Below are 21088 nucleotides of genomic sequence, written 5' to 3'. Positions count from 1 at the left end.
CACGACCATGCCATTGGTTCCCACCAGCCAAATTATGGATCAGGCAGTAAAGCAACGCCGAGGCCAAGGAGCTTTTAATGTTATTCACCTCGAGACCGCCCAAGCCATAATCGGTGGTGCTGAGCAGGTCGGGTTGCCGGTGATCTTGCAGATTAGCGAGAATTGCGTGAAATACCACGGTGGACTCCACTCGATTGCCGCTGCAACACTGGCATTGGCCGAATCTGCCGAAGTCCCGGTGGCTGTGCATCTGGATCATGCCGAGGATGAATCGCTGGTATACCAGGCAATGGATCTGGGATTTGGATCGGTCATGTTCGACGGCGCCAAACTGCCCTTTGAGCAGAACGTTGCAGCCACCATACGAGTAGTGGAAGCCGCCCATCGCCAAGGGGTCTACGTCGAGGCAGAACTTGGAGAAATTGGCGGAAAGGACGGTGCCCACGCTCCTGGGGTACGCACCGACCCTGTCGAAGCACGGCATTTTCATTCTCTGACAGAGGTTGATGCCCTCGCCGTGGCCGTCGGTTCCTCGCACGCCATGCTTGAGCGATCTGCCAGCCTGGACTTGCCACTGATTGAGCAGCTTTCGTCAACGCTGGCCATACCAGTGGTGCTCCACGGGTCATCCGGGGTCCCCGACACTACGCTGGTCAAGGCGATTAACTCCGGCATGCGCAAGATTAATGTTTCCACGCACCTGAATGGATTCTTTACCCGTGCCGTGCGTGATTGGCTCGAAGCTAATCCTGGTGCCGTTGACTCACGCAAATATGTGGGCGCTGGCCGCGCAGCCTTGGCCTCAGAAGCGGCCCGCCTGCTCCGCCTCTTTGCCTTGCTTGAGCACTAAACTGGCAAAGAAGCATGCATTAATGATTACTTATGAGCTTTTTCGAACAAGTTAAATCTCTAAATATCAAAATTCTCTTGACCTGTGATCTGTAACACTTCATACTTTTTAGTGAATCTGACTTTTCTTGATTTATATCGGCAAGAAAAGTCACGAATTATTCACACTTGCATCGATGCAAAAGCATCACAGCGATGAGGAGCAACCATGAAACGTACGACGCGAACCGGGGTTCTCGCCCTTTCAACAGCCGCGGCATTGCTACTGACCAGTTGCGGTTTTTCTGATAATGGTGGCGGATCCGCGGATGCTTCAGGTGGCACTACGACCTTGAACATGCTCGTACCGACTTACTCGGATGGGACCAAGGGCCTCTGGGAAGGCGTAATCGCTGACTTCGAAGCCGAGCACGAGAACATTGACGTCAACCTCGAAGTCCAGTCTTGGGAAAACATCGAGGGTGTGCTGAAAACCAAGTTGCAGGGTGGACAAGCTCCTGACATCTACAACGGCGGAGCCTTCGCGGAGTTCGCTGCCGAGGGCCTGCTTGCACCGGCAAGTGACATTGCCTCGCAGGAAACCATCGATGATTTCCAAACGACTTTTGCGGACGCGGAGAAGTTCGAAGGCACCCAATTCGGTTTGCCATTGATCGCTTCGGCCCGGGCTTTGTTCTACAACAAGGCCCTGATGGAAGAAGCCGGCGTTGATGCCGTTCCTACCACCTGGGAAGAACTCCATGATGCATCGAAGCTGATCAGCGAGAAAACCAAGGCCGATGGTTACGGGATGCCCCTGGGCAGCGAGGAAGCCCAGGGCGAATCGCTGATCTGGTTCGCCGGAAACGGTGGCAGTTTCGGAGACTCGCAGAAGATCTCGGTGAATACGCCGCAAAACCTCGAAGCGGCCGAGTTCATGAAGAAGATGGTAGACGACGGTGTCACCCAGAATGATCCCGGTGCCACACAGCGTACCCCGATGCTCAACACGTTCGTCCAAGGCAAGCTCGGCTTCGCCTACGCGCTGCCGCAGACAATCGGGCAGATTGAGGACGAGAACCCGAAGCTGGACTACGGTGTGGCTGCCGTGCCGACGAAATCCGGTGAGCCTGCAACGCTGGGTGTTGCCGATCGCTTGATGTCCTTCAGGAATGACGGCAGCAAGTCTGCTGCCGTCAAAGAATTCATGGACTACTTCTTCTCCGCTGACGTCTACACCGATTGGGTGAGCACCGAAGGATTCTTGCCAACGACGAAGTCCGGCTCCGAGAAGATGGCTGGAGACGAAACACTCACGCCATTCCTGGACATGTTGCCTAACGCGGTCTTCTACCCGACGACAAACCCGGCATGGAACGCCACCGATGGTGCATTCAAGTCACTGATGGGCGAGTTGGGGACCGGCAAGTCTGCTCAGGAAGTACTCGAGAGCATCCAAGCCAAGGCCGACGCCGCAAGCTAGGAACTGCTACCGGAAGCATTCCACGGCAGGCCCGGCGTAACACCGCCGGGCCTGCCGTGCTGGACAACCGAGAATCTCCGGTCCCAGGGTTACCTGGCCGAACGCAACGAAAGCGAGCCGACTATGAGCTCCGTACTGCCAGCTACGAACCGGGCCCGGCGCACCCGCCGCCGAGGCACGGATTCCCAGACATTCTTGTCTTCTTTGCCATGGATTGGGCCGGCACTCTTGCTGATCCTGGCCATCGTGGTGTTCCCCGCCGGCTACATGATCTACAACTCGACCAGGAAGATCTCTTCGGTGGGAACCGATCTTGAATCGGCAGGCCTGGAGAACTTCGTGACCATCTTCCAAGACCCGGTCTTGCCCCGCGTTTTGCTCAACACCGTTCTCTGGGTGGTGTCGGTGGTGGTCATTACCGTGCTGCTGTCACTGGTCCTGGCCCAGTTCTTGAACAAACCCTTCCCTGGACGCACCATCGTCCGGATGGCGGTTATCGTCCCATGGGCCGCCTCAGTAGTCATGACCACCACAGTTTTCTACTACGGGCTGGATCCGAACTACGGCATCTTCAACCACTTCTTTGTTCAACTCGGCTTGATGGATGAAGGCTACGGATGGACCAAGAACGCCGTTCCCGCCATTGCCGTTTCGGTAGTTGTGGCCATCTTTGTTTCCATCCCTTTTACGACCTACACCCTGCTGGCCGGGTTGCAAGCAATCCCGCAAGAAACTTTGGAAGCAGCCCGCGTAGATGGAGCCGGTAGATGGAAAACCTACCTGTTGGTGATCATTCCCCAGCTGCGATCCGCGCTGGCCGTCTCGATGCTGATTAACATCATCAACGTCTTCAATAACTTGCCGATATTGAAAGTGATGACCGGATCCATCCCCGGCAACAGCGCAGACACGCTGATGACCTACATCTTCAAGGTGCTGCAATTCGACCGCCGACTGGATCTGTCTTCGGCACTTTCGGTTGTGAATTTCGCAATCGTGCTGGTGATTGTGGCGATCTACGTGAAAACCGTCAAACCCATGCAGGAGATCTAGCCGTGACATTTTTGGTAACCGAAGATCGAGCCGCGAAGAAGACTGTCATCGGCCGGATGGTTGTAGGCTTCGCGGTAGTCATTATCTTCCTCATTCCCTACGGCACGATGCTGATCGGGTCGCTGAAAACCCAATCCGAAATCCTGGCTATCCCGCCAAAATACCTGCCGCAGGATGGTGCGCAGTTTTCCAACTACATCACCATGTGGGACACCCCGGAAACTCCGGTGCCCTACAACTTGATCTCCACCATCGTGATCGCGGTTTTCGCCACCTTGCTGGTACTGCTGGTCGCGACCCCGGCCGCCTACTACACCGCCCGATTCAAGTTCCCGGGCAAGATGGTGTTCATGTTCTTGGTGATTGTCACGCAGATGCTGCAACCTGCCGTGCTCACCGCAGGTTTGTTCAAGCAGATGCTGGCTTGGAATCTGAACGACACTTGGCTGGCAATGATCCTGATCAATGCCGCCTTCAACTTGGCCTTCGCGGTATGGATCATGCACTCTTTCTTCGCAGGCGTACCACGCAGCATCGATGAAGCTGCGCAGATTGATGGGGCTGGAAAGCTGCGGGTGCTGTTCACCATCAACCTTCCACTGGTTTGGCCGGGTATTGTCACAGCAGTGATCTTCACTTTTGTTTCCTGCTGGAATGAATTCGCTGCCTCGCTGGTGATCCTCTCCACCGCCGAGAACCAGCCGTTGAGCGTCGCGTTGACCAAGTTCGTTGGCCAGTACTCCACTGCATGGCAATACGTTTTCGGAGTATCCATTGTGGCCATCGTTCCGGTGATCGTGCTCTTCGCATTGATCGAGAAGCGGCTGATCGGCGGCCTGGCTGCCGGTGCGGTGAAATAGCCGTGGGCACGGCGTTGCCGGCGCTGGAAATCGTGGCCACGTCTGGTGCATGCGCCCAACGGGCAACGCGGGCCGGAGCCGATCGGCTCGAAGCCTGCCAAGCGCTGGAACTAGGCGGGCTCACGCCAAACCCGGAAGCGCTCGAACAGATCCTTGAGCATCGGCCTCCACGAGGGGTGCACGCACTGCTGCGCAGCCGTCCGGGAAATTTCCGCTACACCACCGAGGAAGCCGCGCTCATGGAGAGGCAAGCTGCACGTCTTGCTGCCGCGGGGGTAGACGGGATAGTGCTCGGTGCGCTGGATCCACGCGGGGCACTGGACTTGGCCATGATGCGGCCCTGGGCCGAGGCCGCCCTGGCGGTGAACCAGAGGCTGGAAATCACGGTGCACCGGGCCATCGATGCCAGCCGAGACCCAATAGGGGAACTTGCCAGGCTTCTGGAGTTCCCGGCTCACCGAGTGCTCAGCAGCGGCGGGAGAAGAACCGTTGGCCAGGGCATGGCCACGATCGAGGCCATGGTTCAAGCCGCCGGCAGCCGGATCGAGATCATGTGCGGTGGCGGGCTGCAGGCAACAGATATTGAATCCGTACGCAGACTGGGAGTCGCAGCCGTTCATTCTTCTGCCAAGACCCGCTATGCCGATACCATCGAAGTATCTGAGCAACAGGTGCGCCAACTGCGCTGCACGCTTGATGAACTGGAAAATTAAGGAGCGCGCACGATGAAACGCGAGGAACGGCAGAACCAGATCCTCGATCTGCTGGCCAGCCGCGGCCAGATCGATGTAGAGGAAGTCGTCAAGCAACTGGGTACCAGCCCGGCCACGGCGCGCCGGGACCTGGACGCATTGGCCGCCGCATCACTGCTTACCCGCACTCACGGAGGTGCGGTCTCCAACTCGGTGGCCTACGACCTGCCTTCCCGCTACCAGCGCGATAGCAACGACCGCGCGAAGGCGCAAATCGCGAAGCTGGCAGCCGACATGGTCTCGCAGAATATGGTCATCGGATTATCCGGGGGAACCACCACCAAGGCGATCGCCAGCGAACTGAGCCTGCGCCAAGACCTGGTGGGTGAACCGGGCCGGGTTACGTTGACCGTGGTCACCAACGCGGTGAACATTGCCTCGATGCTGGCCGTCCGCCCGCATATCCGGGTGATGGTTACTGGCGGCGTGCTCAACGACCGTTCTTACGAGCTGGTTGGTCCAATGGCGCAGTCCTCTCTGGCAAAGATCACCATTGACTTGGCTTTTGTCGGAATCAACGGGTTGGATCCCGAAGTCGGTCCGATGGTCAGCGATGAAATGGAAGCGGCAGTCAATGAGCAAATGATCCGGCAATCGAGCAGCAGCTACCTGGTGGCCGATTCATCGAAGATCGGCAGGCGCTCGTTTGTCATCTTGGATCGTCAGAACCTGACCGGCATCATCACGGACAACGACGCCACAAGCGAGCAACTGGGTGCCTTGGCCAAGGCCGGCATGCGTGCAGCCATGGACGTGGCGGAATATCGGCCCGAGGAGAAATCCTAGCTGCGCTGGAACTGCCCACCGAGCTGCTGGTCCGGTCGGCGTTTGTGCTTGCGGAACCAGCGGATGCCAAGCACTATCTTTTCCGATGGCCTGCGCTGGTCCTGTCAAAGCAAAGCGCGCAACAAGCAGGGCCGGCCGCACAGGTCAAAGCGAGGAGCCCAGGTTTTCAAGCAACGCCCGGCTTCGCGCGAGGAAGAGCTGTTCACGATTGCTATTGGGAGCCACGGAGTTGAATACCCCGGCGAGCATCACCGCAGCATCCAGCCTCAGCACAGTCCACGCTGCCGAAGTGTCGTCGAAACTGCCGCCATTTCCGGTGTATGCAGTACGCAAGCGCTCGCTGTCCAAACCGTTTTCGGCAATGGCAGCGTATTCCTCGATGCGTGCCAGTTCCATCTCCGGGGCAGCGCAGAGGGCATTACTCCAATCGAATATGGCCAGGGGCATTCCAGCCAGAACACGAACGTTCTGCCTACGGATATCCAGATGCAACAGGCTGCGCCGGTGCAAGGATCTTTCGAGAAGAGCACGCAACACGTCGGCCGATGGCAAGGCTGGCATCGCATGCTGGCGGGCTAGCTTCGCGTAGCGGTCAGCGATGCGCTGGGCAACCGTCGCATAAATTGTGCCGGCCTGGCTGCCTTCCTCGTCGAAAGCGAGCGGCGGAAGTTCGTGCAAAGAAGCCAGCAACGAGCCCAATGCGTGAGCGTCCACTGGTGAGCCGTCATCTTCGATGACTTCGGTGATCAACACCGGGTACCCGTCTTGATCTACGAGATCAATTGCCCGTGCGCTGGGCAACCCATGTTGTTGAGCCCAGATGCTGCAGTTCAATTCCTTGATCTGAAGGCTGCTGGCCGGAATCTGCGGATTGTTGCTGGTGTTGTAGACCCGCATTCGAGGGATGCGGTAGCCCTCGTAGCGGGTCCCGCGCAGCGAGCTGTAGAAAAGGAATTCGGTGCCTTCCCCGGTTAGTGCCAGCTCGCGTGCGCCACGGCGGGCGGCTAGCCTGGCAGCGACCTGATGGGGCTCGAGAATATGCGTCCTAGCCATTGATTGACTGCGCAGCGGTGAGGATGCGCGGACCAATCTTGCGCATGAGCTTGCCCATCTTCGGGTTGTCGGTGCGCGAGAGCGTATCCGATAGCCGTTCAAGACTCATCAGGCCCAACCAGATTTTGGCCCTGTATGCTTCCTCGGCGCTGGGAGCAATCAAATCCGCCATTTCCAACCCATGCCACAGGCTCAGGTAAGCGGTGTTCAAAGCCGGGTCCCACGCAGCGGCCAGGTCCCAGTCCAAGATGCCAACCAGTTTCTCGCCGATCCAGTGCATGTTGTGGCCGGCCAAGTCGCCATGAACCAAGCCCGCAGGAACCTGCGCCAGGATATCGAGCTGGGCCCAGAGCTCAGTAGCAGGCCCTCGCAGCTCCTCGGGCAGCGCATCGAAGCATTGCTGCTGCCTGGCCTGGGTCCATTCGCCACGGAATGAAAACGGTTTGGCCAGATGCTCGCTGATCGGCTCCAGCGGCAGCTCGGCCAAATCCTTGACCAGCTGTCCCAGCACCTTCGGATCCCCGTAATGCGGTTCATGGGCGCTGCCGGGGATGAAAGACATGGCCACGGAGCTGAGTCCGTCAACGTGCAGGATCTCGGAAACCGCCACCGGAATCTGGTAGTTGAGCTGGCCCTCCAGCAAAGACAGCAGCTTGACGGAACGGGGCATCTGTTCCGTGGCCGCTGGCGTGCGCGCCATGCGAATCACCGCTTGCGGATTGCCAATGACCACCTTGTGGAATTGTCCGCCTTCGTTCACCGCCGCGTCTTCCCAGGAAAGATCGGGGCAGAGCTGACGGGCAATCTGCAGTTCTCCAATGGTGGCAGGACGGCTCACTCGCACTCTTCTCGTTCAGCTTGCTGGTGGTCTCAACCTCAGGCTATCGCAGGTTTGCCACGTGGCTGCTCAGTACGCGCACAGCCAGATCAGCCTATGATCGGAAACGTGAACGCTGAACAAGTTAAGCAGACAGCAACCCGCGAGACCCTCAAGTTCGAGATCGTCTTGGTTCTTGCCCTGTCTTTGGGACAAAGCGCGGTCTACTCGCTGCTGAGCTTTGCCGATAAGGTCACCCGGGCGCCACTGCGCGAGCAGACTACATCCTTGAACAACCCGCTGAGCACCCGCGAGTTCTTTGATTTCTCCTACCAGCTGCTGGACATCTTCTTTGCATTGGTACCCGTCGTGCTGGCGCTCTACCTGATGAAGCGCACGACCGGACGAACTATCCGGGACATCGGTTTCGATATGCGCAAGCCGGGCAAGGACGCACTGCTCGGGGCGGGGATGTTCTTGGCCATGGGAGTGGGAACGCTGGGCGTCTATGCCGCTGGACGGGCACTGGGCGTCACCACAGCACTGTCAGCAGCGAATCTAGGCGATTATTGGTGGAGCGTTCCCGTGCTTCTGCTGTCGGCTGCACGTCATGCAGTCCTCGAAGAAGTGCTGATGCTCGGATTCCTGTTCACCTACGCCAAGATATTGAAGCTGGGCTTGTGGAGCACCATTATTGGTTCTGCGATAATCCGAGGCAGCTACCACCTCTACCAGGGGGTGGGGCCGATGATCGGCAATATGCTCATGGGCGTCGTCTTCGGCTGGGTATACCAGAAGTACGGGCGGGTGATGCCGCTGGTTATCGCGCACTTCCTGCTTGATGCCATCGGCTTCGTGGGATACGCCTTGGTCGGGCCGGCCATCGGAATCGGCCAGTAGCGCCGGTAAGCTGAGCCAATGCAGATTACCGTGCTGCGCGAGGAGGACCTTCGCCAAGCAGTTGAATTGTGGGAAGCAACTGGGCTGACTCGTCCGTGGAATGATGCGCTCGCCGACGCCCGACGGGCTTTGGCCGAGCCTACTTCCACGGTGCTGTCCATCGTTGAGAACGATCAACTCATGGCTACTGCGATGGTTGGCCATGATGGCCACCGAGGTTGGCTCTACTATGTTGCGGTGGATCCGTGCCGGCAGGGCAACGGCCTGGGAAGGGCGCTGGTGGATGCCGCTGTCCTGTGGCTGCGGGATCTCGGCGTGCCCAAGGTGCAGCTCATGGTCCGCGAGGAGAACTCTGCCGTCATCGATTTCTATGAACGGCGGGGCTTCGAAGACCAGCACGTCGCGGTCCTGGGGAAGCGGCTGGACCGGCCTTAAGGAAAAGAAAGTAGGTGGGGACGCCATTGTCCCCGCCTACTTGCGATCTCTGCGGAACTGTTTACAGCACCACGGTTCCGGACTCGGTCTCAAAGGTAACCGACATGATGCCCGGAGTGCCATTCGGCGCTTCATATTGCATGGTGACAGCGCCCAAATTGACGTTCTGCGGCTGGCCCAGCCAATCCAGCACCCGTTCACGCGAGCCGGCGATGGAGATCTGGCTGATGGCGCCGGCAGGTTCCAGCGCCTTGGACGGATGCAGCTCCTCGGATCCTTCATCCCAGGAAATCAGGTACGGGCACTGCGGATCGGCGATCAGGCCCTTGATGCCAATCTGCTGCCAGGTCAGTTCGCGGCCATCAGGGAACTTCCGGTTGCCCGGCACCGACTTGCGGCCCAAGCGGTCCTCGGCACTGGATAGATCCTCCACCGAGACGCACCAGCCCATCCAGCCGCCGCCGAGCTCCGAACGGGCGCGAACCGCCTGTCCGAAGGGTGCCTTGTCGCTGGCCGGGTGGTTCAGGACTTCAACCACCTCCAGGTACTGGCCATGCTTGAGCGGGAAGATGACATTGCGTGTTCCGAATCGTGGATGCACGCCGCCCTTGACGAATTCCAGTCCAAGGGACTCGGAGATTCTTTCAGCGGTTGGCAACAGCCCGTCCGGGCCGCATGCATAACTTACGTGATCTAGCCTCATCATGTGCCCATCATGACAACATGTGATGCGAGTCTCTACTTAGGCACACCTAAGTTCCGTGATGCTATCGAATACTCTGCGATGAACCTGCAATATTCGCGAAATATGACCGATTGAGTCCAATCACCAGCCCTTGCGTTGCAAAAATCTTCGGTTTTCGGGCAAACTGGTACCAGGTCATGAGTCCCAGTAACAAGCCCCGGCTTACTGGGCGGCAACCCTCCAACCGCGGTGGGGTGCCCCGGGTGAAGACCTGGCCCTTGAACGCACAAGGCATCAAGGACAAGCGCGGGTTACCCCTGGAAGTCGTCACGATATGGTGCTTCCTGTCGGTGTCTTTTCAGTGGCGTACCCCCATAGTCATGAAACGCTATTTGGAGGAAACCATGAGCAATAACTGGTCATTTGAAACCCGTCAGATCCACTCCGGCCAGACCCCGGATCCGACGACCGGGGCACGGGCTCTCCCGATTTTCCAAACCACCTCTTTCGTCTTCCCCAGCGCCCAGAGCGCTGCTGCACGTTTCGCGCTGCAGGAACTGGAGCCGATCTACACCCGTATCGGCAACCCGACCACCGACGCGGTGGAAACCCGCATCGCTGACCTGGAGGGCGGCGTTGGAGCACTGCTGCTCTCCTCGGGACAGGCTGCCACCACTTTCGCCATCTTGAATTTGGCCGAAGCCGGCGACCACCTGGTGGCCAGCCCCAGCCTGTACGGCGGAACCCAGAACCTGCTCAAGCACACGCTCAAGCGCCTGGGCATCGAGGTCACCTTCGTTTCCGACCCGGACAACCTGGATGATTGGCGCGCCGCGGTGCGTCCGAACACCAAGGCCTTCTTCGGGGAAACCATCTCCAATCCGCGACAGGACGTCCTGGACATCGAGGGCATCTCGGCGATCGCCCACGAAGCTGGCGTGCCGCTGCTGGTGGACAACACCCTGGCCACCCCGTACTTGATCCGCCCGATCGAGTGGGGCGCGGATATCGTGATCCATTCAGCCACCAAGTTCCTCGGCGGACACGGCAGTGCCATTGCCGGTGTCATCGTGGACTCGGGCAACTTCGACTTCGCCAAGGACGCCGACCGCTTCCCGGGCTTCAACACCCCGGACGAGTCCTACAACGGCCTGGTCTTCGCCCGCGACCTGGGTGTCAACGGCATCCTGGGCGCCAATCTGGCCTACATCCTCAAGGCCCGCGTGCAGTTGCTGCGCGATTTGGGTTCCTCGGTTGCGCCGTTCAACGCGTTCTTGATCGCACAGGGCCTGGAAACCTTGTCGCTGCGCATTGAACGCCACGGCCAGAATGCCGTAGAAGTTGCCAACTGGCTCGAAGCCCGCGAGGAAGTGCAGAAGGTCGCCTACGCAGGCCTGAAGTCCTCGCCTTGGCATGAGCGTGCGCAGAAGTACAGCGATCAGGGCGCCGGCTCGATCATCGCGTTCGAACTGGAGGGCGGTTCGGAAGCCGGCCAGGCCTTCGTGGACGCACTGGTATTGCACTCCAATGTCGCGAACATCGGCGACGTGCGCTCATTGGTCATCCACCCGGCCTCCACCACCCACGCCCAGCTCTCCGAAGCTGAGCAGGTTGCGGCCGGCGTGAGCCCGGGACTGGTGCGGCTGAGCGTTGGACTGGAGAATATCAAGGATATTCTGGCCGATCTGGAACTGGGCTTCCAAGCAGTTGCAGCCCTCGAGAACAAGGAACTGCAGGAAACCCTCTAGGCATGGCATCCATTGTGACTACTGAAGATACTCTGCGCGCCGAAGAGCTCGCCGGCGGGCAAGACGGCATTTTGCGCCGTAAGTCCGTGGGGGAGCACCACTTCGAATTCGGTGGATTCCTTCCGGACGTGGTGCTGGCCTATGAAACGTGGGGGACGCTAGCAGCTGATGGCTCCAACGCGGTGCTGGTGATGCATGCGCTCACCGGTGACGCCCACGTTGCGCAAGGCGATTCGCAAAGCGCCGGCTGGTGGGAAGAGCTCGTAGGCCCCGGCGCCACGGTTGACACCAATGAGTACTTTGTCGTGTCCATCAACATGGTGGGTGGTTGCAATGGTTCCACCGGCCCCTCGTCCTTGGGCGACCAGGGCCTGCCCTACGGTTCGAGCTTTCCCTTCGTCACCATCAAGGACTCGGTGCGCCTTGAAGCGCGGCTGGCCAAGAAACTGGGAATTGATTCCTGGCATGCGGTCATTGGCGGTTCGATGGGCGGTGCGCGCGCGTTGGAATACGCCGTCGAGTTCCCCGACCAGGTCAAGAATCTCGTAGTGATGGCCTCGAGCGCGCAGGCGACTGCCGAGCAAATTGCCTTTGCACAGGTGCAAACCCAATCCATCCGGTTGGACCCGCACTTCTGCAATGGCGACTACTACGGCAACGATGCCCGCCCGGACGCCGGTCTTGGCTTGGCTCGCCGCCTGGCCCACATCACCTATCGTTCCGAGGCCGAGCTTGAAACCCGTTTCTCGCGCAACCCGCAGGATGGCGAGAAGCCGACGGGTCTGCTCGAGGGGCCTCGCGGGCGGTACCAGGTGGAAAGCTATCTTGACCATCAGGCCAGCAAGCTGGTGAATCGTTTCGACGCCAACAGCTACCTGGTGCTCACCGAGGCGCTGATGAGCCATGATGTGGCTCGCGGCCATGAATCCCTGGAAGCCGCCTTGGCGCGACTGGCGAAGATCAACGTGGTGGTTGCCGCGGTAACCACTGACCGGTTGTACTTTCCTGAGCAGTCAGTGAAGCTGGCCTCGTCGCTGGCCAAGCCAAAACCGGTGCACTACATTGATTCGCCGATTGGCCACGATGGATTCCTGACCGACGCCACGCAGCTCGACGGCGTGCTTCGGACCTTGGTGTTCGGAGACTGAGCCCCGGAAGGGGCTCGGGAAGATTTCAAAGCCTGAAGCAGTTCCGCCAGTAATCGGTGGAACTGCTTCAGGCTTTTCGTGCCTACTTGGCGCTGTCGCCGGCGCCGAGCGAGTCGTTTGGCTTGGTCTGCGCAAACGGCGTGGCCGAGGGCCGCTTCGGGGTGATGCCGTCGCCGGAGGACTGGTGGCGCAGGCGGCGCAATACCCAGGGAGCAAGATGCTCACGCGCCCACTGCAGATCCTCCTTGCGGGCTTCCCGCCAGCTGCGTTCATCCACGGCCGGAACGATTTCGGTGTCCAGCGGATGCGCGACGTTCAGCGAGTCCAGTGCCATGGCGGCAATGCGCTGGTGCCCGGCGGGGGAGAAGTGCAGGCGATCCGGTGCCCACATCTGGGATTGGTGCAACTCCTGCAAGGCCCACATGTCCGCCACGATGGCGTCGTGGCGGGCGGCTACGGTGCGCACGTTTTCGTTGTAGATCGCCACCTTGCCTCGGATGCTTCCCAAAACCGGGGTATCGCGAATATCGGGCCCGGTGAAGAGCAAGAGCGTGGCACCCGTATCGGTGAGCTTGGCTACCGCATTGTCGAGGATATCTGCAATCTTGTCTGGATCCCCGCCCGGGCGCAGGACGTCGTTGCCGCCTGCGCAGAGCGAGATCAGATCGGGCTTCAGGTCAATGCAGGGATCGAGCTGTTCGGCAACGATCTGGCCAATCAGCCGGCCTCGAATGGCGAGATTGGCATACGAGAAGTCCGGGACGGTGCGGCTGAGCTCATGGGCCAAGCGGTCGGCCCAGCCAAGGTGGCGGCCGGTGCTCGACGGGTCGGGGTCGCCGATGCCCTCGGTGAACGAGTCCCCAATGGCGACATAGCGGCGCCACGGATGCAGTGGGGCATTGGCGGATGTTGATGGTTCAGAAGCAGAATCGTTTGGCACGAATCTATTGTTACCAAAGGGTAACTTATAGTCAATCATTCCCGAGGATGATTCCATGAACCGCCGTGCTAGTCGCTCAAAGCGTCCCGGCGCGCCTGCAAGTACTCGTCGCGGGTAATGATTCCTCGCGAGTGCAGGGAATCGAGTTCGGCAAGCTTGTCCTCAAGGGATTTTTCCGGCGCCAGCATAGCTGAATTAGCGGCTCTTGCCATCAGTTCGGTTTCCAGGGTCAGCGGATCAAAACCGGCGCTCTTGGCTTTGCGGTAATTGCGCACCGCTACGAAGATGATCAATCCGATAACGGCGATAAAGAGCATGGCGAACAGGGGAGTGCCGACTGAAAATACGGTGTCCACGTTATCGAATAGGGACGAAGCGCTTCCCGGGTCCGGTTCGATGTACCCGAAACTATCGAGATCCTCTTGCAGCTGCCCCGGAATATCTTCGCTGTATTCAATTTCGTCCATGGCGCCTATTCCTAACTCTGTCGCTGTCTCGTCCGGCGAGAGCGGCGTTCCGGAGGACCGTGAGGCCCTTGGTCCAGTTGAACACGAAAAACTTGAAAAGCTAGGCAATTTTTTGAAGATTTATAATCTTGTAACATGTCAACTGGATTTCGAGGCCTTGGAAGACCATGGTTCCAGGATAGTGCCGGCCAACGCCTTCAGGAGATTCGACGGTGATTACGGGGAAGTTCTGCTGCACCCGGGCGCTGCCATCGCCGGTGGCCGGGGACTTGATGGAATCGGGCCGCGGAAGCGCTGAGCTAGCGAGGTCCTGTTCGATAGTCTTGGGGAACTATGACTATCCCGGACCAGGCTCCAGTGGCCATCATCTCCCGTAACGACGAATCCCGCCTTGGAACTCCGCTGCTGGTGTTCCTGCACGGCTATGGCTCGAATGAACAAGACCTCATGGGGCTCTCGCAGCATCTGCCCGAAGAGTTCACTTACCTCTCGGTGCGCGCACCGCTCCAAGCAGGCCCGGGGTACAGCTGGTTCCCGCTGACCCAGGAAATCGACTACTCCATCGAGTCGGTGGCACGCAGCGTCGAAGCGCTATGGGCATTGCTGGAACCGCTGGTAAAGCAGCACTCCTCGATCACCCTGCTCGGTTTCTCCCAGGGCATGGCCATGGCCACTTCATTGGCACGCTACCAGCCCGATTCCATTGAAGCCGTCGTCGGGCTCTCGGGCTTCGCAGTGGATCCCGGGCCCTTGGATATATTCGACGACGCGAAGCTGGCAGAAAAGCCGCTGCCGCTGTTCTGGGGCCGCGACCTGGCTGACCCGGTGATCACCCGGGACAAGATCGAATACACCCTGGGGTGGGTTCCGGGGCACACCGAATTGGCCAGTGAAACCTACCGGCAGATTGGCCACTCGGTGTGCATGGAAGAACTGCAGGATGTGGCCGAGTTCCTCAACAGGGTCGTCCTGGGGAAAAGCTGACTACTGCTGCGCGGTGACCTTCACGCATTCACCATTCACGCACACCACGTCGCCGGGGCGGATCTGCGCCCCGCGACGGGTGTCCACCTCTCCGTTGACGGTGACGATTCCGTCGGAAATCATTTCCTTGGCGTGGATGCCATCCTCGGCCAGGGAGGCAAGCTTGAGCAACTGGCCCAAGCGGATGGACTCGTCGCGGATTTCTAGGTCAAAAGCTTCGTTGGCACTCATGGCTTCCATTCTTCCCTAAATAAGCGCGCTGCATCGTTAGAATCGGCCAAAGGCGTGGAAGTTCACGTCGGCGTTACCTGATTCGGCTTCGTCTGCAGGCCGCGGAAACGATACCCTTGGAAGGTATGTATTTTTCTACGGACCGCAACCAGCGGCCTCGTAATTCCCATTGGAGTTGATATGGCGCCACAGTCCAAGCTAGACCAGGTTATTTCCCTCGCAAAGCGTCGAGGATTCGTTTTCCAGGCTGGTGAAATCTACGGTGGTTCCCGTTCGGCATGGGATTACGGTCCCCTGGGCACCGAACTGAAGGAAAACATCAAGCGCGAGTGGTGGCAGAACTTCGTTCGCGGCCGCGAGGACATGGTTGGCCTGGACTCGTCGATCATCTTGCCCAAGGCTGTCTGGGAAGCATCGGGCCACGTGGCCACCTTCACCGACCCGCTGGTCGAATGCATCCAGTGCCACAAGCGCCACCGCCAGGACCACCTGATCGAGGCTTTCGAGGCCAAGAAGGGCCGTGCGGCCAAGGACGGGATGAGCGAGATCGCCTGCCCTGACTGCGGCACCAAGGGCCAGTTCACCGAGCCGCAGATGTTCTCCGGCCTGATGAAGACCTTCCTGGGCCCAGTGGATACCGAAGCCGGCCTGGCCTACATGCGTCCGGAGACCGCCCAGGGCATCTTCGTGAACTTCGCCAACGTGCTCACCGCCTCGCGCAAGAAGCCGCCATTCGGCATCGGCCAGATCGGCAAGGCTTTCCGCAACGAAATCACCCCGGGCAACTTCATCTTCCGCACCCGCGAGTTCGAGCAGATGGAAATCGAGTTCTTCACCGCTCCGGAAGATGCCCCCGCCTTCTTCGACCAGTGGGTCAAGGATTGCTGGGCATGGTTCCTGGATCTGGGCATCAAGGAAGAGAACCTGCGCCAGTTCGACGTGCCAGAAGACGAGCGCGCGCACTACTCGGCCGGCACCATCGACTTCGAGTACCGCTTCGGCTTCCAGGGTTCGGAGTGGGGCGAGCTCATGGGCGTTGCCAACCGCACCGACTACGACCTGTCCAGCCATGCGAAGGCTTCGGGCTCCGAGCTGTCCTACTTCAACCAGGCCACCGGTGAGCGCTACACCCCCTACGTGATCGAGCCTTCCTTCGGCCTGACCCGTTCCATGATGGCCTTCCTGGTCGATGCCTACACCGAGGACGAAGCACCGAACACCAAGGGCGGCGTGGACAAGCGCACCGTGCTCAAGCTCGATCCGCGCCTGGCTCCGGTCAAGGCCGCGGTGCTGCCGCTGAGCCGCAATGAGAACCTTTCCCCGAAGGCCAAGGACCTGGCTGCCGAGCTGCGCAAGCGCTGGAACATCGACTTCGATGACGCCGGTGCCATTGGCCGCCGCTACCGCCGCCAGGATGAGATCGGCACCCCGTTCTGCATCACCGTGGACTTCGACACCCTCGAGGACCAGGCCGTGACCATCCGCGAACGCGACACCATGTCCCAGGAACGTGTTTCCCTGGACCAGGTCACCGCTTACCTTTCCGAGCGCCTGAACGGAGCCTAGAGCCCGATGAACGAACTGGAATTCCGCCTGTGGCGCTCCGGGGACGACCTCCAGCTGCTTCAGATCTTCGGCGACCCGCGTTCCCCGCAGGCCCACCAGGATCGCACCATGCTGCGCGAAAACAGCGATGCACCGTTCTCCCGCACTCTGGTAGCCACCGTTGACCAGGTGGCTATCGGCGCCGGGGTGGTGTTCGCTTCCTCGCTGCATCCGCAGCGCCTGTGGCTCTATGTCGAGGTAGCCGCCGAGCAGCGCCGGTCCGGCGTTGGCACCGCCCTGGTGGAACAGCTGCGCAAGCAGATCCCGGCCGGCCAGGCGCAGGAGCTCAAGGCCCGCTACACGGTGACCGCGGGCGATCCTGCTGCCGCGGCGGCTGGCTTCTGCCAGTCGCTGGGCCTGGGAGAAATCCAGGTCTCGCGCGATGTCATCCTGGAGCCGGGGGCTCTGGCTGAACCGGTTTTCGACACCAATGACCGGGTGATCGAGGACCTGTCCACCGGCAGTGTCGAGCTGACCCAGCTGGTGATGGATTTCTACAACGCGGTGCACACCGGTTGGGATCCAGCCAAGATGACCGTGGGTTCGGCGCAGCGCATGCTGCTCGACGAGCACACCGGCGCGCAGGGCGCCCTGGTGCTGCGCGACAAGCCGAAGCGCGAGGGCGGTGTTCCGCTGGCTTTCGCGGTCAGCTACGTGCCCGCCCGCGAGAACGCCCCGACCGACGTGCTGGTAGGCCACAACCCGGCCTTCAGCGATGACGAAGTGGCAGAAGCGGTGCGCGACATGGTCGCCATGCTGATCCACCAGTACCCGGTGAAGCTGGAAGTCGACTCGTCGATGTTCATCCTCTCCTCGCTGATTGATGCGTTGGCCGTGGTTGACCAGGCCACCGTCATATCCACGACGCATATCCTCGCCAGCGACGCGGCGAAGTAATGCCAGCAAGAACGGGACCCGCCTGGCGGGTCCCGTTTTTGCCATTCTGCACCAGCCTCCACTTCGTGAAAGAACTCCGTTGACCACCAGCACCACCATGACCGCGCAGGTCCGCTCCGGCGGAAAGATCCTGTTCATCCTGCTTGCCATCGCTTCGGGCCTGCTGCTGTGCGTGCAGTCTCGCATCAACGGGGCGCTGGGCGCGAAGCTGGGGGACGCCATCGCGGCATCAACCATCAGCTTCGGTGTCGGTTTGGCGGCATTGGTACTGCTGGCCATCTTTGTTCCCGCGGTGCGCGGCTCGGTGGCGCAAGTGCCGCGCGCCTTGGCCCAGGGCCGTTTCCCGCGCTGGTACCTGGTGGCCGGCGCGGTAGGTGCCCTGATTGTCTTCAGCCAGGCCGCCGCGGTGCCGCTCATTGGGGTGGCGCTGTTCACCGTCTGCCTGGTGACCGGCCAGGCAATCGGTTCCATGTTCATGGACCGGGTGGGCTTTGGCGGGGCCGCGCCGCGCAAGATCAATGCCTTGCGCATCCTCGGCGTGGTGCTGACCATTATCGGCGTGGTTTGGGCGGTCAGTCCGCGCGGAGCCGACGCGGACCTTTCCGCGTTGCTCCTGCCGATGGCGCTTTCGGCAGCCGTCGGCATGCTCATGGGCTTCCAGGCAGCTGCCAACGGCGCGCAAGCGGCGGCTTATGGCGGCGCCACGGCGGCGACCCTGGTGAACTTTGCCGTCGGGTTCGTGGTCCTGGCGATGGTGATGCTGGTGCGGTTGCCTGCCGGCATCGGCCTGGACCCGCTGCCAGGCACCTGGTGGTACTACATCGGCGGACTGCTCGGTTGCCTGTTCGTCGGCATCACCGCCCTGGTGGTCAAGCGGCTCGGAGTGCTGGTCACCAGCCTCGCGGCCGTTGGCGGCCAGCTGGTGGGCTCGCTGCTCCTGGACGTTTTCTTCCCGGCTCCCGGGTCGTCCGTCACCGCCGCAACTGTCATGGGTACCTTGCTGACACTGCTCGCTGTTGGCCTGGCCTCGATCTCAGGAGCGCGGAACGCGAAGCGCACCAGCCCCCGGATCCCGGTGGCATCACGCAATTAGCGTGGCGCGCTATCGCTGTTTACCTTCCGTTTTCCTCCACGACTTATGCTGGAATCCATGGAACCACAGCGCATGGCACAGGGCTCGGCCAGGGAAGTCTTCAAGGTCTTCCTGAAGCTCGGCTTGACCTCTTTTGGCGGTCCCATCGCCCACTTGGGATACTTCCGCACCGAACTGGTTGATCGCCGCCGCTGGCTCGATGACCAGCAGTACGCCCAACTGGTCGCATTGAGCCAGTTCCTGCCGGGCCCGGCATCCAGCCAGGTCGGTTTCGGCTTGGGCTTGCACCGGGCCGGAATGCGCGGTGCCCTGGCGGCATTCCTGGCGTTCACCCTGCCCTCTGCGGTGGTGATGGCGGTCTTCGCCTTCGGCGCTTCGCTGTTCAGCGGTCCCATCGGTACCGGGCTGCTGGCCGGCCTGAAAATCGTTGCGGTCGCCATCATCGCCCACGCGGTACTGGGCATGGCAAGGAACCTGGCTCCGGATCGTGCCCGTGCCGCCATTGCGGTTGTCGCCGCCGGATCGGCGCTGCTTTTGGCCGGAAGCTTCGGGCAGGTCCTGGCCATTGCCTTCGGCGCATTGGCAGGATATTTCTGGTGCCGCGGCAAGGATGCCGGAGCAGCGGCGGCTATGCAGTTTCCGGTATCAAGGACCGTGGGCATCAGCTGCCTGTCGCTGTTCGCCATCCTGCTTTTCGGGTTGCCGGTGGCAGCCCTTGCAACGGGCTGGGATCTGCTGGGCTTCATCGATGCGTTCTACCGCTCCGGCGCCCTGGTCTTTGGCGGCGGGCACGTGGTCCTGCCGCTGCTCCAAAGCGCAGTCGTGGATCCCGGGCTGATCAGTTCCCAAGAATTCCTCGCCGGCTACGGCGCGGCCCAGGCCATGCCCGGACCGCTCTTCACCTTCGCCGCGTACCTTGGCGTCCTCGTCGACTCGGGTCCCGGCGGCGCTGCCGGAGCGCTCATCGCCTTGCTTGCCATTTTCCTTCCGGGCTTCCTGCTGCTGCTCGGCGTGCTGCCGTTCTGGAACCGGGTGAGCCACTGGCCTGCCGCCAGGGCCATCATGCATGGCGCCAACGCGGCAGTGGTCGGGGTGCTCGCCGCCGCACTGTACAACCCGGTCTTCACCTCGGCGATTACTTCGGCTCCCGCTTTCGTCCTGGCCTTGCTCTGCTTTGTTTTGCTGACCGCCTGGAAGATGGCCCCATGGATTGTCGTGGCCATCGGTGCGCTCGGGGGAGTGCTGCTGGGCGTGCTGGCTTAGGCAGGCTCGGTGAGCTGCTGGGGCCGGCACCCCGGTGCGCCTCGTGGCCCCCGGGTACCGGACCTCGGCGCAATGCCCCTAGTTCAGGCTCTTGGCTGTGTTGAGCACTGCGATCAGCTCGTCGAACCATTGCGCATAGCTGCTGTAGGTGAACGGACGCTTATCATCCCATTCGACCACCTGGCTGGCCTCTACCGCTGGCAAAGACGCGAAGACGGGATGGTCCTTGACCTGCTGCGCGGTGCCCGAATAGCTCAGCACCACATCGGCAGGGTAATCGGCAACCTTCTCCCAGCTCATTGAAGCCCAGCCGCTGTCCTCGGTCTGGCCGACAATATCGAATCCGAGTTCATCCAGCAGGGCCAGCTGGCCCAGTGATTTCTGGCCGACGTACAGGTCGTCATACCCATTGAGCGCGATGATCCGCAACGGCTGGTCCTTGGCCAAGGCACGCAACTGTTCAAGTTTGGCTTGGTAGTCGGCCTTGGCGGCGGACTGCGACGCAATATCCCCACCCAATGACTTGGCCAATGATTCATAGTCCTCGATGACCTCCAGAACAGGCCGGTTGCCAAATTTGATGCCCAGGAATGGAGCCGTGGCAGTGGCCTCTGCCTGGACCTTGTCATCCCACCAGGTCCAGCCCGTGCCTTCGGCATTGCCGAAGCCCACGATCAGATCCGGGTCGAGGCCAAGCAACTTCTCCAGGCTGAACTCTCCGTCCTGGCCGATGATGGTCATCTCTGCTGGATCCGCACTGCCAAGGGCCAGGCTGCCCGACTCGTCCAAACCGTATCCGAAGACGCCCGAGGGGCGGATGCCGTAGTCCCAGAGTGCCGCAGCCGAATAGGAATCGGTGACCAGCGTTTGCGGTGCAGCATCCATGGAGATGGTTTTTCCATAGCCGGAATCGGTGAAGCTCCACGCTGCGCTGGCTTCGCCGCTTGAAGGGGAAGCGGCCTGGGTGCTCGGGCTGCAGGCGGCCAGGGCCAGGGCTGCGGCCAGCGAAGCTGCGCCGAAAAAGACGCGTCGGGTCATTGGTTGCATGTTCTTTTCCTTC

Annotated in this window: 23 protein-coding genes and 1 riboswitch; of the genes, 16 read left to right on the top strand and 7 right to left on the bottom strand. The window is 60.7% G+C overall.

Features of this window, described 5'->3' with window-relative positions:
- The first annotated feature begins 7 nt into the window (after positions 1–7).
- From AC1Z36_RS16130 to AC1Z36_RS16105, 6 genes are all read left to right on the top strand, one after another.
- The gene (locus AC1Z36_RS16130; RefSeq protein ID WP_105657187.1) at positions 8–850 is read left to right on the top strand and encodes a class II fructose-bisphosphate aldolase; all 843 of its coding nucleotides are present in this window, start codon (positions 8–10) and stop codon (positions 848–850) included.
- Positions 851–1057: 207 nt separating this feature from the next.
- Positions 1058–2311, top strand: coding sequence for an extracellular solute-binding protein (locus AC1Z36_RS16125; protein ID WP_105657188.1), 1254 nt, complete (start codon positions 1058–1060; stop codon positions 2309–2311).
- Positions 2312–2434: 123 nt separating this feature from the next.
- Positions 2435–3364, top strand: coding sequence for a carbohydrate ABC transporter permease (locus AC1Z36_RS16120; RefSeq protein WP_105657189.1), 930 nt, complete (start codon positions 2435–2437; stop codon positions 3362–3364).
- Positions 3365–3366: 2 nt separating this feature from the next.
- Positions 3367–4224: a carbohydrate ABC transporter permease gene (locus tag AC1Z36_RS16115; RefSeq protein ID WP_286134151.1), complete on the top strand. Its 858-nt coding sequence runs from the start codon at positions 3367–3369 to the stop codon at positions 4222–4224.
- Between the two features lie 2 nt (positions 4225–4226).
- Positions 4227–4937 (top strand): copper homeostasis protein CutC, encoded by a 711-nt coding sequence (locus tag AC1Z36_RS16110; protein WP_166650652.1) that lies wholly within the window; start codon positions 4227–4229, stop codon positions 4935–4937.
- Positions 4938–4949: 12 nt separating this feature from the next.
- A complete protein-coding gene (locus tag AC1Z36_RS16105; RefSeq protein WP_105657191.1) occupies positions 4950–5762 on the top strand; it encodes a DeoR/GlpR family DNA-binding transcription regulator in 813 nt (270 codons plus the stop codon).
- A gap of 144 nt (positions 5763–5906) precedes the next feature.
- Here the strand turns inward: AC1Z36_RS16105 and AC1Z36_RS16100 are convergent, their stop codons facing one another.
- The gene (locus AC1Z36_RS16100; RefSeq protein ID WP_105657192.1) at positions 5907–6815 is read right to left on the bottom strand and encodes a phosphotransferase family protein; all 909 of its coding nucleotides are present in this window, start codon (positions 6813–6815) and stop codon (positions 5907–5909) included.
- Entirely contained in the window at positions 6808–7653 is an 846-nt protein-coding gene (locus AC1Z36_RS16095) for a phosphotransferase family protein (protein WP_105657193.1), read from the bottom strand. The genes AC1Z36_RS16100 and AC1Z36_RS16095 overlap by 8 nt, the downstream gene beginning before the upstream one ends.
- Before the next feature lie 96 nt (positions 7654–7749).
- On the opposite strand from AC1Z36_RS16095, the gene AC1Z36_RS16090 reads away from it, so the two are divergent.
- A complete protein-coding gene (locus AC1Z36_RS16090; protein WP_483561458.1) occupies positions 7750–8532 on the top strand; it encodes a CPBP family intramembrane glutamic endopeptidase in 783 nt (260 codons plus the stop codon).
- Positions 8533–8550: 18 nt separating this feature from the next.
- Positions 8551–8967 carry a GNAT family acetyltransferase gene (locus tag AC1Z36_RS16085; RefSeq protein ID WP_105657195.1) on the top strand — a complete coding sequence of 139 codons (417 nt, stop codon included), beginning with the start codon at positions 8551–8553 and terminating at the stop codon, positions 8965–8967.
- A 61-nt stretch (positions 8968–9028) separates the two neighbouring features.
- Here AC1Z36_RS16085 and AC1Z36_RS16080 read toward each other — a convergent pair whose 3' ends face one another.
- Entirely contained in the window at positions 9029–9673 is a 645-nt protein-coding gene (locus tag AC1Z36_RS16080; RefSeq protein WP_105657196.1) for a VOC family protein, read from the bottom strand.
- Between the two features lie 172 nt (positions 9674–9845).
- Positions 9846–9965: riboswitch (SAM riboswitch) on the top strand.
- A gap of 91 nt (positions 9966–10056) precedes the next feature.
- Between AC1Z36_RS16080 and AC1Z36_RS16075 the strand changes: the two genes are divergently transcribed.
- Positions 10057–11400, top strand: a complete 1344-nt coding sequence (locus tag AC1Z36_RS16075) for a bifunctional o-acetylhomoserine/o-acetylserine sulfhydrylase (protein WP_105657299.1) — start codon at positions 10057–10059, stop codon at positions 11398–11400.
- A gap of 2 nt (positions 11401–11402) precedes the next feature.
- Positions 11403–12548, top strand: a complete 1146-nt coding sequence (metX, locus tag AC1Z36_RS16070; RefSeq protein WP_105657197.1) for a homoserine O-acetyltransferase MetX — start codon at positions 11403–11405, stop codon at positions 12546–12548.
- Between the two features lie 82 nt (positions 12549–12630).
- On the opposite strand, the gene AC1Z36_RS16065 is transcribed toward metX, so the two are convergent.
- Both AC1Z36_RS16065 and AC1Z36_RS16060 read right to left on the bottom strand, forming a co-directional pair.
- Positions 12631–13488 (bottom strand): SGNH/GDSL hydrolase family protein, encoded by an 858-nt coding sequence (locus AC1Z36_RS16065; protein WP_402472421.1) that lies wholly within the window; start codon positions 13486–13488, stop codon positions 12631–12633.
- A 68-nt stretch (positions 13489–13556) separates the two neighbouring features.
- Positions 13557–13955: an SHOCT domain-containing protein gene (locus AC1Z36_RS16060; protein ID WP_105657199.1), complete on the bottom strand. Its 399-nt coding sequence runs from the start codon at positions 13953–13955 to the stop codon at positions 13557–13559.
- Here AC1Z36_RS16060 and AC1Z36_RS16055 point away from each other — a divergent pair.
- Together AC1Z36_RS16055 and AC1Z36_RS16050 are read left to right on the top strand one after the other, a co-directional pair.
- Positions 13954–14253, top strand: a complete 300-nt coding sequence (locus AC1Z36_RS16055) for a hypothetical protein (RefSeq protein ID WP_105657200.1) — start codon at positions 13954–13956, stop codon at positions 14251–14253. The genes AC1Z36_RS16060 and AC1Z36_RS16055 overlap by 2 nt on opposite strands.
- 35 nt (positions 14254–14288) lie before the next feature.
- Positions 14289–14939, top strand: coding sequence for an alpha/beta hydrolase (locus AC1Z36_RS16050; protein WP_105657201.1), 651 nt, complete (start codon positions 14289–14291; stop codon positions 14937–14939).
- Here the strand turns inward: AC1Z36_RS16050 and AC1Z36_RS16045 are convergent, their stop codons facing one another.
- Positions 14940–15170: an RNA-binding S4 domain-containing protein gene (locus AC1Z36_RS16045; protein ID WP_181148825.1), complete on the bottom strand. Its 231-nt coding sequence runs from the start codon at positions 15168–15170 to the stop codon at positions 14940–14942. It lies immediately after the preceding gene.
- Between the two features lie 180 nt (positions 15171–15350).
- On the opposite strand from AC1Z36_RS16045, the gene AC1Z36_RS16040 reads away from it, so the two are divergent.
- From AC1Z36_RS16040 to chrA, 4 genes are all read left to right on the top strand, one after another.
- On the top strand, positions 15351–16736 hold the full coding sequence (locus AC1Z36_RS16040) for a glycine--tRNA ligase (protein WP_105657203.1): 1386 nt from the start codon (positions 15351–15353) through the stop codon (positions 16734–16736).
- A gap of 6 nt (positions 16737–16742) precedes the next feature.
- Complete coding sequence (locus tag AC1Z36_RS16035) at positions 16743–17672, top strand: GNAT family N-acetyltransferase (RefSeq protein ID WP_105657204.1); 930 nt, start codon at positions 16743–16745, stop codon at positions 17670–17672.
- A gap of 79 nt (positions 17673–17751) precedes the next feature.
- Complete coding sequence (locus AC1Z36_RS16030; protein ID WP_353615990.1) at positions 17752–18765, top strand: DMT family transporter; 1014 nt, start codon at positions 17752–17754, stop codon at positions 18763–18765.
- Positions 18766–18822: 57 nt separating this feature from the next.
- Positions 18823–20028, top strand: a complete 1206-nt coding sequence (chrA, locus tag AC1Z36_RS16025; protein ID WP_105657205.1) for a chromate efflux transporter — start codon at positions 18823–18825, stop codon at positions 20026–20028.
- Between the two features lie 78 nt (positions 20029–20106).
- Here chrA and AC1Z36_RS16020 read toward each other — a convergent pair whose 3' ends face one another.
- Positions 20107–21075 carry an ABC transporter substrate-binding protein gene (locus tag AC1Z36_RS16020; protein WP_102598153.1) on the bottom strand — a complete coding sequence of 323 codons (969 nt, stop codon included), beginning with the start codon at positions 21073–21075 and terminating at the stop codon, positions 20107–20109.
- Between the last annotated feature and the right edge of the window lie 13 nt (positions 21076–21088).

It is taken from the genome of Glutamicibacter sp. BS14 (genome assembly GCF_056934375.1).
This window is presented reverse-complemented; position numbering and strand designations above follow the sequence as displayed.

What these genes read in the sequence shown, in the direction of transcription:
- chrA (WP_105657205.1), top strand. Translation starts at nt 18,823, where the DNA reads ATGGAACCACAGCGCATGGCACAGGGCTCGGCCAGGGAAGTCTTCAAG.
- AC1Z36_RS16080 (WP_105657196.1), bottom strand. Translation starts at nt 9,673, where the DNA reads ATGATGAGGCTAGATCACGTAAGTTATGCATGCGGCCCGGACGGGCTG.
- metX (WP_105657197.1), top strand. Translation starts at nt 11,403, where the DNA reads ATGGCATCCATTGTGACTACTGAAGATACTCTGCGCGCCGAAGAGCTC.
- AC1Z36_RS16050 (WP_105657201.1), top strand. Translation starts at nt 14,289, where the DNA reads ATGACTATCCCGGACCAGGCTCCAGTGGCCATCATCTCCCGTAACGAC.
- AC1Z36_RS16100 (WP_105657192.1), bottom strand. Translation starts at nt 6,815, where the DNA reads ATGGCTAGGACGCATATTCTCGAGCCCCATCAGGTCGCTGCCAGGCTA.
- AC1Z36_RS16105 (WP_105657191.1), top strand. Translation starts at nt 4,950, where the DNA reads ATGAAACGCGAGGAACGGCAGAACCAGATCCTCGATCTGCTGGCCAGC.
- AC1Z36_RS16020 (WP_102598153.1), bottom strand. Translation starts at nt 21,075, where the DNA reads ATGCAACCAATGACCCGACGCGTCTTTTTCGGCGCAGCTTCGCTGGCC.
- AC1Z36_RS16125 (WP_105657188.1), top strand. Translation starts at nt 1,058, where the DNA reads ATGAAACGTACGACGCGAACCGGGGTTCTCGCCCTTTCAACAGCCGCG.
- AC1Z36_RS16060 (WP_105657199.1), bottom strand. Translation starts at nt 13,955, where the DNA reads ATGGACGAAATTGAATACAGCGAAGATATTCCGGGGCAGCTGCAAGAG.
- AC1Z36_RS16130 (WP_105657187.1), top strand. Translation starts at nt 8, where the DNA reads ATGCCATTGGTTCCCACCAGCCAAATTATGGATCAGGCAGTAAAGCAA.
- AC1Z36_RS16035 (WP_105657204.1), top strand. Translation starts at nt 16,743, where the DNA reads ATGAACGAACTGGAATTCCGCCTGTGGCGCTCCGGGGACGACCTCCAG.
- AC1Z36_RS16120 (WP_105657189.1), top strand. Translation starts at nt 2,435, where the DNA reads ATGAGCTCCGTACTGCCAGCTACGAACCGGGCCCGGCGCACCCGCCGC.
- AC1Z36_RS16055 (WP_105657200.1), top strand. Translation starts at nt 13,954, where the DNA reads ATGGCGCCTATTCCTAACTCTGTCGCTGTCTCGTCCGGCGAGAGCGGC.
- AC1Z36_RS16075 (WP_105657299.1), top strand. Translation starts at nt 10,057, where the DNA reads ATGAGCAATAACTGGTCATTTGAAACCCGTCAGATCCACTCCGGCCAG.
- AC1Z36_RS16090 (WP_483561458.1), top strand. Translation starts at nt 7,750, where the DNA reads ATGATCGGAAACGTGAACGCTGAACAAGTTAAGCAGACAGCAACCCGC.
- AC1Z36_RS16085 (WP_105657195.1), top strand. Translation starts at nt 8,551, where the DNA reads ATGCAGATTACCGTGCTGCGCGAGGAGGACCTTCGCCAAGCAGTTGAA.
- AC1Z36_RS16040 (WP_105657203.1), top strand. Translation starts at nt 15,351, where the DNA reads ATGGCGCCACAGTCCAAGCTAGACCAGGTTATTTCCCTCGCAAAGCGT.
- AC1Z36_RS16045 (WP_181148825.1), bottom strand. Translation starts at nt 15,170, where the DNA reads ATGAGTGCCAACGAAGCTTTTGACCTAGAAATCCGCGACGAGTCCATC.